We start from the raw sequence: 15,663 nt of genomic DNA on the forward strand, positions 1-15,663 counted from the left end.
GCACCCGGCATCCAGAGAGGATCAGAACGGCAGTTTCGCGTCCGCTTTCTCCGCCAGGATCACGCGGCGAAAATCTTCCTGAATGCGCTTGAGCGCCGCATCGTTGTCGGCCTCGAAGCGCATCACGACGACGGGCGTCGTGTTCGACGAACGCGCGAGGCCAAAGCCGTCCGGATACTCGACACGCAGACCGTCTATCGTCACGACCTGATCGGCGTCCGGGAATTTCGCACTCTTCTGCAGACGCGCGATCAGTTCGAAATTTTCGCCTTCCTGCAGCTTCAGTTGCAGTTCCGGCGTCGAGTGCGAGTTCGGCAGGCTGTTGAGCAGCTTGCTCGGGTCCTGCACGCGCGCGAGGATTTCCAGCAGACGCGCGCCCGTGTACAGGCCGTCGTCGAAGCCGTACCAGCGGTCCTTGAAGAACACGTGGCCGCTCATCTCACCCGCAAGCGGCGCGCCCGTTTCACGCAGCTTCGCCTTGACGAGCGAGTGGCCCGTCTTCCACATCAACGGCTCGCCACCCTTGTCCTTCACCCACTTCGCGAGATTGCGCGTGCACTTCACGTCGTAGATGATCTGCGCGCCCTTGTTGCGCGAGAGCACTTCTTCGGCGAAGAGCATCAGCTGGCGGTCCGGATAGATGATCTGGCCGTCCTTCGTGACGACGCCCAGGCGATCGCCGTCGCCGTCGAATGCGAAGCCGATTTCGGCGTCCGTTTCCTTCAGCGCGCGGATCACGTCCTGGAGATTTTCCGGGTGTGCCGGGTCGGGATGGTGATTCGGGAAGTTGCCGTCGATATCCGTGAACAGCTCGACCAGTTCACAACCGAGCGCCTTGAAGAGGCGCGGCGCGAGACCGCCCGCGACGCCGTTGCCCGTATCGACGACGATCTTCAGCGGCCGCGCGAGCTTGATGTCGCTGACGATGCGCTCGACGTACGCATCGGCGATGTCGTAGTCCTGATAGCTGCCGCTGCCGCTCTCGAAGCGGTTCTCGGTGATGCGCTTGTAGAGCGCCTGAATCTGGTCGCCGTAGATGGCCGCGCCGCGCAGCACCATCTTGAAGCCGTTGTAATCAGGCGGATTGTGGCTGCCCGTCACGACGATGCAGGAATCGACGTGGCGTTCGCCACCCGCGAGCTTGAGCGGAACGCTGGCCGCGAAGTAGCCGACGGGCGTGGGCACCATGCCGACGTTCACCACATCGACACCTGCCGCACGCAGGCCATCGGACAGTGCCTGGATCAGCTCGGGTCCGGAGAGACGGCCATCGCGCGCGACTACAACGGCGTCGCCGCCCTGCGCGCGCACTTCGCTACCGAAGGCGCGACCAATCGAACGGGCGGCCTCGGCGTCGAGCGTCTTGCCGATCACTCCGCGGATGTCATATGCCTTGAATATGGATTGCGAGATCATGGATTGGCTCACTTACGTGCAATGGAAATATGTTCGACACGGCGTGGTCATCGCGCTGTGCCTTGCCGGAAGCGGTCCGGATAAAACTTATAATGCGCTTTTCAGCGACGCCTTATTGCTCCATTCTAATGCCTGGATGCCCCGCGCTCACCAGGTTGCCGCATCGCATGATCGGCTGGTCACGCCAAAATACCGACAATTCGCACCACTCGTGCCCGCAGACGGACGCCATGACGGATGCTGGCGCTTAAACGTTTCGCGGATTCCGACGTCACGCGCGCTGCCGTAAACCTCTTTTCAGTCCGGTCTGCACGCGCCAAGCAGGCGTCACCGCCTGTTGGCCTGTTTGGTGATCCGCTTCTGTGTGTTTGGGCACGGACAAATCACGTGCATCCTGCCAGCCAAAGACATCCGTCATCCGACCTTGGACTCCCTGGAAGCCGATGTCCTTCGGTAGGAGGTTCGCGTGCCTCGCGCGCAATTCGTCAAGGAGCCCGTCAAAGCGCGACCCACCGTGTGCGATGTCGCGTGGCAGCGATGGCCCCGGCAAGACCTGATCGATGCGGCGCGATAAGACGCGAAACGTCGAACTACCCGCCATCGTAATTAGCGCATGGCGGTTGGTCTGTCGCTCTGGGGACGGTCGGGGGACGGTTGAATAACGGTTACGCAATCGCCTGGACGACATTCACGCCGCGCCCGAAGAAAGCGCTTGACGTGCCCCATGCGATTGACATTTAATCAGCGCACCGTTCGCTCACGTCACGAGCATCGACCTATCCAGCCTCTTCTTGGGGGTTTGGGGGCGGTTTCGCCCAAAAAAGTGAAATGCTGCTCGAGGCAGTCGGCATTCACTCTTGCGCGGTTCTCTTCAAGACTTCATTTTTGCCGTGCCTGCCTTCCGTTGGGATCGCTCAACCGGAATGGGCATTTGCACGCACCGCTGTTAGACGCAGCCCCAACCGCAAAGAAGACAGAGCAGGTTGTCACGGGCCGGCACTATGGAGCGATTTCGAGGGCGGCGTAATGGCGCCAATCCGCTTGCGGCGTAAAGGCAAGTCGGGTCAGCAACGCGTCGAGAGGGACTAAACCGATTCAACATGTGAAAAGAGACATGTTTTTGGGTAGCTTTCCGAGGCACCGATGCGTGAATGCCTGATTTAGTTTGCAACTGCAAAACACTGTGCTAACGTAGCCATTGTTGTCGCGTCTCTGACGCATCGAAAGAACGCCTCGGGCACGGCTCCCGTAGTCCGTCTGGCGAAAACATCTTCCTGGCTGCCACTCGCAGCACACCACCATGAAACGCACGCGGCTTAATCTGCGCGTGCCTCCTGCTTGCGCTCGCAACGAGCGCGGATCCGTCACGCACGTTCTCTTCATCGACTCGAGGGTCGTGCGTCATTTCGCGCGGAATGCACTTTTTCGCGCGTGCGAGCAGCACGCATCACTTCTCCCTGTGAAATGAGGCCTATCCGAAGGCATGCGTTGCTTCCCGGTGCGACCGGGATCATCCGCATGCCTCGATTGTCCGCTTGCGGACAGTAGGCTTCCGTTGCGTCTTGAAACGATCGACCTCATCGATCGCTTCGGTCTGCGACGCGCCGCTCAGGGCGCACATCAATCCTTTCACACGCCATCAAGCGCGATACCGGTGTGACGTGCTCACCCGAGAATCCGCCCGTCTCGTGCTCGCCCTCACGCGAGCCGTCATTGCCCACGTGCTGCATGCACGCGAATACGGTTGAACATCGAACGCGCCGCCATGCGACGCGCGGTTTTCAATCCGCTCCGGGCTCTCTCTTCCAAGTGCGCAGACCTTCCACCGGTGCCATCCGGGGACCCTCAGCTAAACCGCCTCTGCCCATCTCCTTGTACTCCCGCATGCCAGCAGATCAACGTCGCACCCTCGTTGAACCTGCCCGTTTCACTCACGTGTCCTCTTTGGACACACCGTCATCGCAACCGATGGCAACAGGGTGACCTCATTCGCGCTCTCCGCCCGCGCATGAGGTCAGGTACAGGCGGAATAACCAGCCACAGGAAAGGAGTGCTATGGGTCGAAGATCAAGAGGCGTTAACCATGCCGCACAGATGAGCCGCGAAGCCGGCGGAAGCAAAGACTCGCAGAAACACCGTCGCTTGCACTGGAGCGAGTTTTCGCGTTTCGCGGCCCGCATTGGTCACACGCTGGAAACAGTCAACGAAGCGGAAGACTGGATGCTCGAGTTTTTTGTCTGGTTCCTGGTCGCCGGGGCGATGAAGCCTGGCACGCTCGCAAACTATCGAGCGTCGCTTTCAGTGATACAGGATACGGCCGGGCAGGATATGTCCGGCTCAACCCGCAGCCGGGCCCTCAAGCTTGAGCGACGGGACCGGCATGGCAAGCATCGTGCTCGCACGCCGCAGGAGTTCAGCGAACTGCTCGCGGCGGCACAAAAGCTCGATGACGGTGTCGTGCACGTGATTCGCCTGATGCGTTGGCTGGGACTTCGCATGCGCGAAGCACTCATGTGCGGCAAGTCGCTGGAAACCTGGCGAGATCTGATCCTGCAGGGAAATCGGCGCCTGCCCATCGAACGCGGCGCCAAGAACGGACGTCCGCGTCGTACGGAGGTGCTTGTGGATCACGTTGAGGAAACGTTCAGCGCAATCAACGCAGCGCTGGCGTTCTGCCGCAGTCGCGACTTTGAACTGATCACCGGCTGCAACGATGACCTCAAAAGCGCAAAGGCCCGCCTGAAGTCTCGCTTTGACCAATTGCCGATGCGCAAAGAGCTCGGAAGTCACAGCCTGAGATTTACCTATGCGGTCGATTTTGCCAATTCCGCACTCGATCGCGGAATCCCGCCCGTCGAAGTACTGACCGAACTATCGGACCGTCTTGGCCACGGTCCGTCACGCGGGAAGATGATCCTCGACGTTTACTGTTGGCAGATCCGGCACCGGTTTCCCGAAAAGATCCAGTTACCCAGCGATTTCGTACCTTTGAAGAAAACAGACGAAAGAAACCGCTCATTGCCTGCAATGGCCAGCGCGGACGACCGGGTGGAGCTGGGAAATGGTGCCGAACATAGGCGTCGGCGGCCGGCGCGCCGACGCCGCGCCCAGTCTCACCGTGATCGCAATTTTCAATAATTAGCATTACAAATCGACAAACCGCCCACCACGATTCATCTTTCTGAAGGAGGTAAAAAAGAAGTGTTGGAATCCAGACTCTCAGAGGAAGCTCGCACTGCGCTATCCCGGTACAGCAACGGCAAAGCAGTCCAGACACTGCTGCCTTTATGGCTCCAGTTCGAAGCCTTTTTGCAATCGCGCGGCACGTTGCCATCTTCCATCCCTGACATCGCGGAAGATTCGCTTCGCGCGTACGCGACGTTTCTCGATTACGGGGATCGGCATGTCGATGATGCCTTGGTCGCCCTGAGCGCCGTTCTTCTCGTGTGCCTGCACGCGGGCTATAACGCCAGGATCTTGCGCTCCATCGTAATCCCGCGCATTCGTCGCCCCGTCCAGAATCGCCAATGGGATGCATTCCGCGCTCGAACGTACCAACGGCTCGAATACTCTCAATTCGCCCGAAGTCGCAGGCGCCGGGCCGAGGACGAAGCCCGCGCCGGCGATCCGGCTCGCATCGAAGACTCCCTCACGTAAGAATCAACGCGCCCGACAAGCTAAATAGCTTAACTAACTAACACCTTTTTCAGGAACGACAATGACTCATCTGATTGTGGCTCACTTTCAAAGCTCGAACAGCGCAGCGCAAGCATCGGCGGCGCAAATCCTTCACGCACAGACGGGAGGTTTGCTTCTGAAACCGGGCACGCTTGATGGACACGGTGAACACGTGAACAACAACCAGCGTCTGACTGAAAGCGAAAACGCGCTTCAGGATCATTACTGCACCATGATGACTTCCCCACGCGGAGGCATCATCGACGTCTCGACCGAGCATCGGAACGCCATGATTGCGTTTATCCAGTTAAGGCGTCACGTTCTTACTGAACTGAAAACGATCATTGTCTCGGTGTCCCCGGATACTGCGTCACAGCAGGCTGCCGTAGAAATGCTCACCGCGATTTTCGCGGCGGGCGTGGCTCCGGCCGGCATCCGGATTCTCGCTACCGACGTTCCGGCCGACGCTCGCGTTGACGATGTCTGCCCATCAGTCGTCGAATACGCCCGTGAAGCCCAAATCACGGTAACGTCTGATGCTGTGCTGCCCGTGTCAACATCTTTCGCGAAGGCTCAACAATTCAAGATGCCGATCGCCGCTGTCTTGAACCGCGCGGTCGATTTCGAAACGGAATTGATCTCGGCGCGGGTCAATGGTGCGCCCGAGAAAATCATGCACGCGCTCGCTCATAAGGTAATCGCCCAGCGCGATCTGCTGGGCACTGCGGATACGTTCAAACGCGTCGCCGGCACGCTCGGACTACCGTGCATTTCGCAGGATCAGTGGCGTGCCGAATGCGCGCCAACTACGAACCGTAAGCGCGCGAGGACGGTGGCCCCCGATTAAAGGGCTTTTGATACGCTTCCGGGTAACGAAGCCAATGCAAGGCGGATCAACGGCCCACCCCGTTGATCCGCACGGTTACCCGCCCTTCGGTCCCCGACGCCGTCACTTTTTCACCCAAAGGGTTATCCTTTGCCGTCGTCGCAGGGACGTTGAGACCGGCTGTCTAGGTAAATTAATGACTTGATCACGAATCCGGTCATCCGGCAAGGAGCACCGGACCGAATTCACTAGACTAACCGGATTGGTGACACGAATCAGTTGGACTGCCCCGGTGTTAAGTCCTGTCCGAACGCGAGCGGCAGTACGCGGCCCAATAGTTGCCGTTCGCACAACACACGAAGCCGTCACTCCAAGGACCGGTTCACATCGAAACTGTTCGAAATCTGAAATCGGCGCGAATGCCTCTGGGGCGGCTTCGCACCGGAGAACAACCACAACGCCCTACGCCGGCGGTTTCGTTCTTCGACCCGAGCCGGTCGCTCGGCTTGGCATCGCTTAAAGGACAGTTCTGAAGCTAAACCGCCCAACCGCCTGAACAAGGAAACAGCTGTCCCTTCTTTCCTCGGCACGCCTCGCCATTGAACAGATGCGGGCTGGGAGAAGAGGGCGGTCAAGCTCCATCGAACGCTTCGAAAAAGAACGTCAGGAACAGGAGGAGCACGCCCGACCAGTCAAACAGCGTGCCAAAGAGGTTTGACGTGCCGAATCCCGCGCCAGCCATCACAGCCGACAGACAGAACGAGAGAGCGGCCATAGGTTGCAAGCGCCTACCGTGTTCGGACTTAGCGAGGATGCCATAATATCGCTCTCGTCTATGTGCGCTCCCCCACTAACGTTTTCCGCCATGTCCTCGCTCACCGAGACTCAGGCGTCGCCGGCGTGACGATCTGCTCGAGCATCGCCTTGGTCGCGGCATAGTCAAGCACCGGCCACAGCATGACAGCTTTGTCATCGATGTGGGGACGCGAGAGAGCGCAAGGCGACCGCGACGTCCTCCAGCGTAACCGTCCTTGAGCCGTCACGCAGATAGCGAAGAGCAGCAAGATCAAGGATTCGTTTCAATACGGCGTCCGTATCCGAGAGAAAACGGTCCTGCAATGCGTTGGCTACACAGTCAGCGGTGTGGCGGGAGATTGGGAAGGCGTCGCCCGACATCGTTCTGAGTTTCGTACGGACATAAGAAGCGATCCAGGTGTCCCGTCCGTCGGCGCATCCCACCACGCACGCGCGGCAATTGAAGCCACGCGCCGCTCGCCCGAGCCCTTTCTCCTGGGATGCGCCAATCGTGTGTTTCCGGGCACATTGCTGTTCGCGTGGTTCGTGCGCAAGCGTCTCCACACTGCATTGGCATGCGGCGCACATGGGACGCTGGCCACTCTGGCACGCCGGTACTTCGTCACTCGTCATCTCAGCTCTCCTGTTAATGAGGTCAGCGATCGCCTCATTCCAGAGGACGTTCGCCAAACCAGTCTCCACCCGAAATTGCAAAGTCAAGTCGCGCCAGTGGACATCGTCACGGGGTCCATGGAGGTTCAAGTCAAAAGACTGCGAGCGTGACGCCCAGACAAGACGGACTACGCACAGACGATCGCCAGTGGCCTACGGGCGGCGAGTTAAGAGACAAAGATGCGCGTCGGGAACCCGCATCGCACTGAAGCCCGACGTTTGCCTCCTCTCCTCCCCAATCGCAGTAACGGCACGGCGATCGTTCCGTTCGCGGATGATGCGCCGCCGCTCAACGGCTCCTTTCCGAACGCACGCTATCCAGGACCCAGCGCGCTGTCACGGGCGCCAAACACGCCCGTCGCAATCACGAGCACGGCAGTGAGCGAGGGAACGCCGCCGACCTTCCCGGCGATCGCCGTAAGCGAGCCGGCCACTCGACCGCAGAGGAGCGATAGCGTGCCGCGCTTGAGCTTGTCCCACTGCCGCCACAGCGGCAAAGCAAGTGCAACCGTTGCGGGTCCGAGCAGGAGGTGGATGAACTGCGCGCCACCAGAAAAGGTGCGATAAGCGTATTGGTGATTTTCAGCGCGGCGACGACGATCGCCGCAGCCATCACCACCGGGTTAATAATCGGATTGTGCTTCGCGCGCGCAAATGCCCAGCGCGATCAGATACGCCACGATCACGACCGTGAGGCCGAAAAGCGGCGAGGCGGCAACGCAGACCCGGATCGCGTCCAGTTTCGCGCACTGCAGGTGCGTATTCGTCACGCGCCCTCCCCGGTGGTTTCGTGGCGGCACTCACGCCGCAACAGTGCACGCGTGACGAGCGCTGTAACGGCGATGTCGAGCGTCGTACTCGCGACGAGGTTCGCAATCACGGCGAACGCCGCGCCGCGTGTGGCCTGCGCGGGAACCATGATGCCTACGCCTGCAGGAATAAAAAGCAGCGAGCGGTGATGCAGTGTCCAAGCGCAGCGGGTTCGACCGATTCGGGCGTACTGGTCCGGTACATCGCGCGAGCGCGAATAGCAGCAGCATGCCGGTCCCTGAACCGGGAACGGGCAGCGAGAACTTATAATTGCGCTTTTCAGCGACGCCTTACCAGCGCCATTCCAATGCTTGAACGCCCCGCGCTCACCAAGTTGCCGCATCGTAAGATCGGCTGGGCACGCCAAAATACCGACAAGTTGCACCACGCGTGCCAGCAGACGGCAAACGGACACCATGCGGATGCTGGCGCTTAAGCGTTTCACGAATCCCGACGTCACGCGCGCGGCCGCAAACCTTGTCTGGCTTGGCCTCGAGCGCCTGACGCAGATCGGCGTCGCGATCGCGATCAGCGGCGTGCTCGCGCGCTATTTCGGTCCTGACGTGTTCGGCAAGTGGCAATACGCCAATACGCTTTTGCTCGTCCTGTCGCCGATTACATGGGTCTGCGGCGCGGAGATTCTCGTGCCGACCATCGTCCATCGTCCGGCTGAACAGCACGGCACCGTGCTCGGCAGCGCGTTCGCGTTGCGGCTGTTGGTGTCGGCCGTGGTGCTCCTGCTGACGTGGGCCGGAATTGCCGCGGGCTTCACCGATCCGCTCGTCGGCGCGATGCTGGCCGGGCTCGCCGTCACCATGCTGTTTCGCGAGCCGCTCGTCGGCGTGATCAACGCATGGCTGCAGAGCATGACCTACAGCAAGCCGCAGCTAATCACCAGCATGACGACGGCCATCGCAAAGGCGATGCTCGTGTGGCTGCTTGTGCGCGCGGCCGCCGCGCCCGCGCGCTTCGGCTGGCTGTGGGCGCTCGAATCGGCGGTCATCGGCATCGTGCTAATCGTCTATTACATGCGACGCGACGTGGGCAAACCTGGCGGCACGCTCGGCTGGCATCTGGACCGCGCGCTTTTTAGGCACTTCGCGACGGCGGGCGCCGTGTTCTGGCTCGGGCTCATCTGCATGTACCTGTTCCTGAAGCTCGACCGGCTGATGCTCGAACGCGCAATCTCGTTCGCCGATCTCGGCCGCTACTCGGCAGCGCAGCAACTGAACGAGAACTGGATCACGCTCGCGCTGATGCTCGCGCAGACGCTCGCGCCCGCGTTCGTCTACCGCATCCAGAATATCGCGCAACTGCGCCGCAATATGTGGCGCCTCACGGCGATGACGGCCGCACTGATGATCGCAGGCGCGTGCGTGCTCGATCTGCTTGCGGGCTTCATCATCCGCCGCGTGTTCGGGCCGAACTTCGACGAGGCCATCGATATCTTCCGTTGGGCCGTATGGCTGTCCGTGCCAGCGGGCATCGAGGCGATCGGCAACCTGGTCGTGCTGAAATATCAGGCGAAGTTCGTGTTGCTGTCGAAATGGCTGCTCGCGCTTGCCATCGCGTGCGTCGTCAATCTGATTGCGATTGCCAGCATGGGCGCATATGGCGCACTGATCGGTCTTGCGGCCGGGTACCTGGCCGCGGCGTCCGTCAACTTCTACTACATCCGTTTCAAACTGCGTCCATGACGTCTTCTTTATTCACGCCGCCGAGGGCCCCGACCTCGCTCGACGACGTCGCCGTGCTGATGCCCGCCTTCAACGGCCAGGTCGACGTCGAACGCACGCTGGCTTCGTTCAGCGAGGACGCGCGCATCCACGTGCTGATCGTCGACGATGGCAGCACGCCGCCCATCGTCGCGCCTGCGTTGCCGAACATGTCGATCGACGTGCTGCGCATGCCGAAAAACGGCGGCATCGAGCGTGCGTTGCAGGCGGGCATCGAAGCGCTCGCGGTGCGTGGCTTTCGCTACGCCGCACGCATCGATGCCGGCGATCTGAGCGCGCCGCGGCGTCTTGCGAAACAGCGTGCGTATCTCGAAGCGAATCCACAGGTGGCAGGACTCGGCATGTGGACGCAGGTCGTCTCGCGCGACGGCACGCCACTCTTCGTGCTGACGCCGCCCGCCGAGCCGCGCGCCATTCGACGCGTGCGCTTTCTGCGCGCGTGCTTCGTGCATCCGTCGATGATGCTGCGCGTCGATGCTGTGCTCGCTGTCGGCAACTATCGCGAGGCGTACAAGGCGGCGGAAGACCTTGATCTGTTCCTGCGTCTGATGGAGCGCTACGACTGCGCGAATCTGCCGGAAGTCGGCCTTTACTACGAGCTGAACGAAGGCGGCATCAGCGCGACGAAACGGCGCCGCCAGATCGTATCGACGCTGCATTTGCAGATGCGTTACTTCAGCGTGCTCAATCCGTGCGACTGGCTGGGCGTCGCGAAGACGCTACTGCATTTCGTAACGCCGTACCAGACGCTTCAACGCGTGAAGAAGCGTCTGTATGCGCCGCGCGCGAGCCTCTGAAGTGACCGTCTCTTACCCGGCTCTTTTCCTGTCCCGCATCGCAAGTATGAAGCAATCGATCGAATCCGCCCGCGCGCTGCGCATCTGTCTCGTGTGCAATACTGCGTTCGCGATCTACACGTACCGGCAAGGGTTGATACGCATGCTCATCGAACGCGGCGTCGAAGTGACGGTGATCGCGCCGCGCGACCGTACGTTCGATCTGCTCAAAGAGATGGGCTGCCGCTGCATCGAGTTGCATGTCGCATCGAAAGGCACCAATCCGCGCGACGATCTGCGCACGATGTGGACGCTGTACAGGCTCTATCGGTCGAATCGTCCGCATATCGTGTTTCATTACACGATCAAGCCGAATATCTACGGCACAATTGCCGCGAAACTGGCAGGCGTCGACTCAGTTGCAGTGACAACTGGCTTGGGCTATGTTTTTATCCAGCAGAGCGGTGCCGCGCAAATCGCAAAGTTTCTATACCGCTTTGCGTTTCGCTTTCCGCGCGAAGTATGGTTTTTGAACAAGGACGATCAGGCCGCTTTTCTCGATCAGAAACTGCTCGTGCATCCCGAGCGAGCACGTCTGCTGCATGGCGAAGGCGTCGACCTCGACCAGTTTTCTTTCACGCCGTTGTCTAATGTGCGCGAGACATTTTCTTTTGTATTAATCGGGCGGCTGTTGTGGGATAAAGGCGTAGGCGAATATGCCGAGGCCGCGCGTCGATTGCGCGCGACTTATCCGCATGCACGCTTTCAGTTGCTCGGCCCGGTGGGCGTCGACAATCCGAGCGCGATCACGCGGGCCGAAGTGGACGCGTGGGTGCGTGAAGGCGTGATCGAGTATCTGGGCGAAGCGCACGACGTGCGTCCGCTGATCGAAGCCGCCGGCTGCGTCGTGTTGCCCTCGTATCGCGAAGGCGTGCCGCGCACGCTGATGGAAGCATCGGCGATGGGCCGGCCCGTCATCGCGACCGACGTGCCCGGTTGCCGCGAATGCGTCGCCGACGGCGTCAACGGCCTGCTGTGCGAAGTACGCAATGTCGACAGCCTCGCGACGAAGCTCGCGCAGATGCTCGACATGAGCGACGACGAACGGCGCGCGATGGGCGCGCGCGGCCGCGAGAAAGTGACGAAGGAGTTCGACGAACGCGGTATCGTCGAGCGGTACAAGGATGTCATTCGGCAATTGACGGGCGTATCACTTTAAGGGAGTTCAGCATGACCACGAAGGGCACAATTCTGGTGACGGGTGGTGCAGGCTTTATCGGCTCGCATACGTGCGTGGAATTGCTCAATAGCGGTTACGAAGTGGTCGTGATCGACAATCTGGTGAACAGCAAGCGCGGATCGATCGCGCGCGTCGAGAAGATCACCGGCAAGAAGATCGCTTTCCATGAAACAGACGTGCGCGACGAAGCCACGCTCAACACGATCTTCGACCAACACCCCATCACGGGCGCGATTCACTTTGCGGCGCTGAAGGCCGTCGGCGAATCGGTCGCAAAGCCGCTCGAGTATTACCGCAACAACATGAACGGCCTGCTTGTGCTGCTCGACGTGATGCGCGCACGCAATGTGAAGCAGTTCGTGTTCAGCTCATCGGCGACTGTGTACGGCGTGCCGGAAAGCTCGCCGATCGACGAAACGTTCCCGCTGTCGGCGACCAACCCGTATGGCCAGAGCAAGCTGATCGCCGAACAGATCCTGCGCGACCTCGAAGTGTCCGACCCGTCGTGGCGCATCGCGACGCTGCGCTACTTCAACCCGGTCGGCGCGCACGAGAGCGGACTGATCGGCGAGGATCCCAGCGGCATTCCGAACAACCTGATGCCGTATGTCGCGCAGGTGGCTGTCGGCAAGCTCGACAAGCTACGCGTGTTCGGCGGCGACTACGATACGCCGGACGGCACGGGCGTGCGCGACTATATTCACGTCGTCGATCTGGCGCGCGGGCATACCGCGGCGCTCGATGCGCTCGTCAAACGCGATGCGAGCTTTGTCGTGAATCTCGGCACGGGCCAGGGCTACAGCGTGCTCGAAGTCGTGAATGCCTTCGAGAAGGCATCGGGCAAGCCGGTGCCGTATGAGATCGTCGCACGCCGTCCGGGCGACGTCGCGCAGTGCTTCGCGAATCCGGCGAAGGCGCTCGAAGTGATCGGCTGGAGCGCGCAATTCGGCATCGAGCGTATGTGCGCCGATCATTGGCGCTGGCAGGTGCAGAATCCGCGCGGGTTCGAGTAAGCGTGTTCACACGCAGACCGCACGCATGAACGGATCGCTCCGCTGCGATCCGTTCCGCTTCCTTCCACTTTCTCACGCTTCTTTCCGCTTGCTGTTCTGTGCACCGACGCACAGAAATTCCCTCCCCCTGCTGCTTCAATTACCGGACATGACGGGCGCTGCAGCACCCGCTTTGTCCCGGCGTCTCCGGAGGGAAAATGAACGTCATCGCAGAAGCATCCGTCAAGGACACTACCGGGCACGCGACACAGCCCGCTTGCATCGTCCAGCCCGTCGTGCTGGCAGGAGGTTCGGGCACGCGTCTGTGGCCGCTGTCGCGCGAGCAATGCCCGAAACAGCTGATCGGCCTGACAAGCGACGAATCGCTGCTCGAAGCGACGTTGCGCAGAACGGAAGGGCTGCGCGTGCCGACGCCTAGACTTCCGACCCAACATATCGCGAGAACGCAGCGGGCACTCGTCGTCTGCAGCGAAGAACTGCGGCTGCCGACGAAGGAACGGCTCGAGCGCTGCGCGTGCGAATCGCGTGTCGTGCTCGAACCCGCGCCGCGCAACACAGCGCCCGCGCTGACGATCGCCGCGCTTGCTGCGCTCGCGGACGCGCCGCAAGGCGAAGACCCCGTTCTCGTCGTGATGCCCGCCGATCATCTGATCGTCGATGACGCCGCGTTCGCCGCCACGTTGCAGCAAGCCGTCCAGCATGCGCTGCACGATGCGATCGTCACGCTGGGCGTGCCGCCCGAGCGCGCGGAAACGGGCTATGGCTACATCAAGACGGGCCTGCCCGCCGACGCGCACGGCGCGCGGACCATCGAGCGCTTCGTCGAAAAGCCCGCGCAGGAAACGGCCGAGTGCTATGTCGCGTCCGGCGAGTACTGGTGGAACAGCGGCATCTTCGTGATGCGCGCGTCGGTATGGCTCGCGGCCATCGCATCGTGCCGGCCCGACATCGCGGCCGCATGCCGCGCGGCGTATGACAACGCATGCACGGAGCGCGACGGCGCCTTGATGATCAACCGCGCCGCGTTCACCGCATGCCCGAGCGACTCGATCGACTACGCGGTGATGGAACGCATCGGCGACGATCCGAAGCTGACGGGCATCATCGTGCCGCTGACGGCGGGCTGGTCCGATGTCGGCGCATGGGACGCCGTCTGGAACATCAGCGCGAAGGATGCGGCAGGCAACGTCGCGCGCGGCCGCGTGCTGCTGGAGAGCGCGAGCGACACGTATGCGCACTCCGAAGGGCGCCTCGTCGCGTGCGTCGGCGTGACGGGGGTCGTGGTCGTCGAGACGGCCGATGCCGTGCTCGTCGCCGCGAAAGATCGCGTGCAGGACGTCAAGGCGATCGTGAACCGCCTGAATGCCGCGAAGGACACGGAAGCGAAGGTGCACCGCAAAGTCGAGCGGCCGTGGGGCTGCTACGACTCGATCGATCGCGGCGAACGCTTTCAGGTGAAGCGGATCGTCGTGAAGCCTGGCGGGCGGCTATCGTTGCAAATGCATCATCATCGCGCGGAGCACTGGGTCGTCGTGCGCGGCACGGCGCGCGTGACGCGCGGCGACGAATCGTTCCTGCTGAGTGAGAACCAGTCGACCTATATTCCGCTCGGCGTGCGCCACCGGCTGGAGAATCCGGGCAAGACGCCGCTCGAGATCATCGAGGTGCAGTCGGGCGGTTATCTGGGTGAAGACGATATCGTGCGATTAGATGATCAGTATGGGCGCACGGGCACGTAAGGCCCCTAAGCGGCCGGCCGATTCGATGCGGAACGCGGCGACCGCCTCGCGCAGCACGACAGCCTGTGCTTCGAGCGTCTTCGCAACCGCTGCCGCGCAGGTATGCGCCGAGGCCGCCCCATAGAAGTCCTCCGTTCTCGCCAGGTACTCGTACGCCCTTGGCATTATCCCTGGCGCGTTCGCATTTCGTACGCAACATCGCAGACGCGCTCACCGGCCATCTATATTTTGCCTTTTGTCGGGCGAGTCGTCGGGAGCGGTGCGCCTGCGCTTACTTCCGCACGTCGAGGAGACAATTTGGCGCGCGAATTGCGTTGCTAGCTCCGGCGAGCGAAAGGCATGTTTCGGTACACCGAGTAGCGTAAGCACCCGACGTAGCGGATCCGTGGACCCAACGTCGAAGATCTGTACGGTGCGTGCCTTCAATCAGTTGGTGGCGCTCGGCGAGACTGAACAGACGCAGGATCTGTTCAGGGGTCGGACGTTTGCACCGGCGCTGCTCGGGATACAGCGGAAGTTCGTCGATACCCTCGCGCTTCATCGCACGACGCAGCTCCCGTTCAATGAGCGCCTGAACCAGCAGGGCGAGAAAGTACAGCGTGACGAACGCTTCGATCCCGCCCTCGTCCTTTAGGAACACGGGCGCGATCTCGTGCATCGTCTTGACCTGCTCGAAGCGCTTTTCGAGCATCGGCTGCCCCTCGTGGACCTCAAGCGTCTGGGCCAGTGCCAGGTTGCGATCGTTCGTCACCAAAGGGTACATCCCATGCTCTTGTGATCGTAGGCGATCGTCTCTTCGTCGATCGTCCACTCCAGGTCGAAGCGGCGCCGGGTGATCTTGCGGTAAGCGGTATCGGCTTCCGGACGCCCTGCTTCGTCTGCTTGTGCCCATGCTCCTCGCGCACGGTACGACGAACCTTCGGATAGCGCCCGACGCACAGCCTATCGAGAATCGTCCTGAT

At 61.3% G+C, this 15,663-nt stretch carries 12 protein-coding genes and 2 pseudogenes; 9 read left to right on the forward strand and 5 right to left on the reverse strand.

Annotated elements, in window-relative coordinates; all coding sequences use genetic code 11:
- Positions 1-21: 21 nt before the first annotated feature.
- Positions 22-1,416, reverse strand: a complete 1,395-nt coding sequence (locus AB4Y32_RS05000; RefSeq protein WP_368720258.1) for a phosphomannomutase/phosphoglucomutase — start codon at positions 1,414-1,416, stop codon at positions 22-24.
- Between AB4Y32_RS05000 and AB4Y32_RS05005 the strand changes: the two genes are divergently transcribed.
- The 4 genes from AB4Y32_RS05005 (at position 1,415) to AB4Y32_RS05020 (ending at position 5,941) form a co-directional block, all read left to right on the forward strand.
- Entirely contained in the window at positions 1,415-1,705 is a 291-nt protein-coding gene (locus AB4Y32_RS05005; protein ID WP_368720259.1) for a hypothetical protein, read from the forward strand. The two genes, AB4Y32_RS05000 and AB4Y32_RS05005, sit on opposite strands and share 2 nt — an antisense overlap.
- A gap of 1,805 nt (positions 1,706-3,510) precedes the next feature.
- The gene (locus tag AB4Y32_RS05010; RefSeq protein ID WP_368720260.1) at positions 3,511-4,554 is read left to right on the forward strand and encodes an integrase domain-containing protein; all 1,044 of its coding nucleotides are present in this window, start codon (positions 3,511-3,513) and stop codon (positions 4,552-4,554) included.
- Positions 4,555-4,617: 63 nt separating this feature from the next.
- Positions 4,618-5,073, forward strand: a complete 456-nt coding sequence (locus AB4Y32_RS05015; protein WP_368720261.1) for a hypothetical protein — start codon at positions 4,618-4,620, stop codon at positions 5,071-5,073.
- Positions 5,074-5,134: 61 nt separating this feature from the next.
- Positions 5,135-5,941, forward strand: a complete 807-nt coding sequence (locus tag AB4Y32_RS05020; protein ID WP_368720262.1) for a hypothetical protein — start codon at positions 5,135-5,137, stop codon at positions 5,939-5,941.
- Positions 5,942-6,551: 610 nt separating this feature from the next.
- Here the strand turns inward: AB4Y32_RS05020 and AB4Y32_RS05025 are convergent.
- The 3 genes and pseudogenes from AB4Y32_RS05025 to AB4Y32_RS05035 all read right to left on the reverse strand — a co-directional run.
- Complete coding sequence (locus tag AB4Y32_RS05025) at positions 6,552-6,695, reverse strand: hypothetical protein (protein ID WP_368720263.1); 144 nt, start codon at positions 6,693-6,695, stop codon at positions 6,552-6,554.
- Positions 6,696-7,688: 993 nt separating this feature from the next.
- A pseudogene (locus AB4Y32_RS05030) lies at positions 7,689-8,142 on the reverse strand (LrgB family protein); the annotation flags it as partial.
- 11 nt (positions 8,143-8,153) lie between these two features.
- Positions 8,154-8,484 (reverse strand): annotated as a pseudogene (locus AB4Y32_RS05035) (CidA/LrgA family protein); the annotation flags it as partial.
- Between the two features lie 135 nt (positions 8,485-8,619).
- On the opposite strand from AB4Y32_RS05035, the gene AB4Y32_RS05040 reads away from it, so the two are divergent.
- The 5 genes from AB4Y32_RS05040 to AB4Y32_RS05060 all read left to right on the forward strand — a co-directional run bounded on the left by AB4Y32_RS05040 (position 8,620) and on the right by AB4Y32_RS05060 (position 14,701).
- Positions 8,620-9,894: a lipopolysaccharide biosynthesis protein gene (locus AB4Y32_RS05040; protein ID WP_368720264.1), complete on the forward strand. Its 1,275-nt coding sequence runs from the start codon at positions 8,620-8,622 to the stop codon at positions 9,892-9,894.
- On the forward strand, positions 9,891-10,730 hold the full coding sequence (locus AB4Y32_RS05045) for a glycosyltransferase (protein WP_368720265.1): 840 nt from the start codon (positions 9,891-9,893) through the stop codon (positions 10,728-10,730). Before AB4Y32_RS05040 ends, AB4Y32_RS05045 begins: the two co-directional genes overlap by 4 nt.
- A gap of 46 nt (positions 10,731-10,776) precedes the next feature.
- On the forward strand, positions 10,777-11,928 hold the full coding sequence (locus tag AB4Y32_RS05050) for a glycosyltransferase family 4 protein (protein WP_368720266.1): 1,152 nt from the start codon (positions 10,777-10,779) through the stop codon (positions 11,926-11,928).
- Positions 11,929-11,939: 11 nt separating this feature from the next.
- Positions 11,940-12,962, forward strand: a complete 1,023-nt coding sequence (galE, locus tag AB4Y32_RS05055; protein ID WP_368720267.1) for a UDP-glucose 4-epimerase GalE — start codon at positions 11,940-11,942, stop codon at positions 12,960-12,962.
- 197 nt (positions 12,963-13,159) lie between these two features.
- Positions 13,160-14,701 carry a mannose-1-phosphate guanylyltransferase/mannose-6-phosphate isomerase gene (locus AB4Y32_RS05060; protein ID WP_368720268.1) on the forward strand — a complete coding sequence of 514 codons (1,542 nt, stop codon included), beginning with the start codon at positions 13,160-13,162 and terminating at the stop codon, positions 14,699-14,701.
- Positions 14,702-14,972: 271 nt separating this feature from the next.
- Here AB4Y32_RS05060 and AB4Y32_RS05065 read toward each other — a convergent pair whose 3' ends face one another.
- Complete coding sequence (locus tag AB4Y32_RS05065) at positions 14,973-15,455, reverse strand: hypothetical protein (protein ID WP_368720269.1); 483 nt, start codon at positions 15,453-15,455, stop codon at positions 14,973-14,975.
- Positions 15,456-15,663: the final 208 nt, after the last annotated feature.

Origin of the sequence: Paraburkholderia phymatum, from assembly GCF_040965635.1 — a bacterium.
GTDB lineage: Bacteria > Pseudomonadota > Gammaproteobacteria > Burkholderiales > Burkholderiaceae > Paraburkholderia > Paraburkholderia phymatum_B.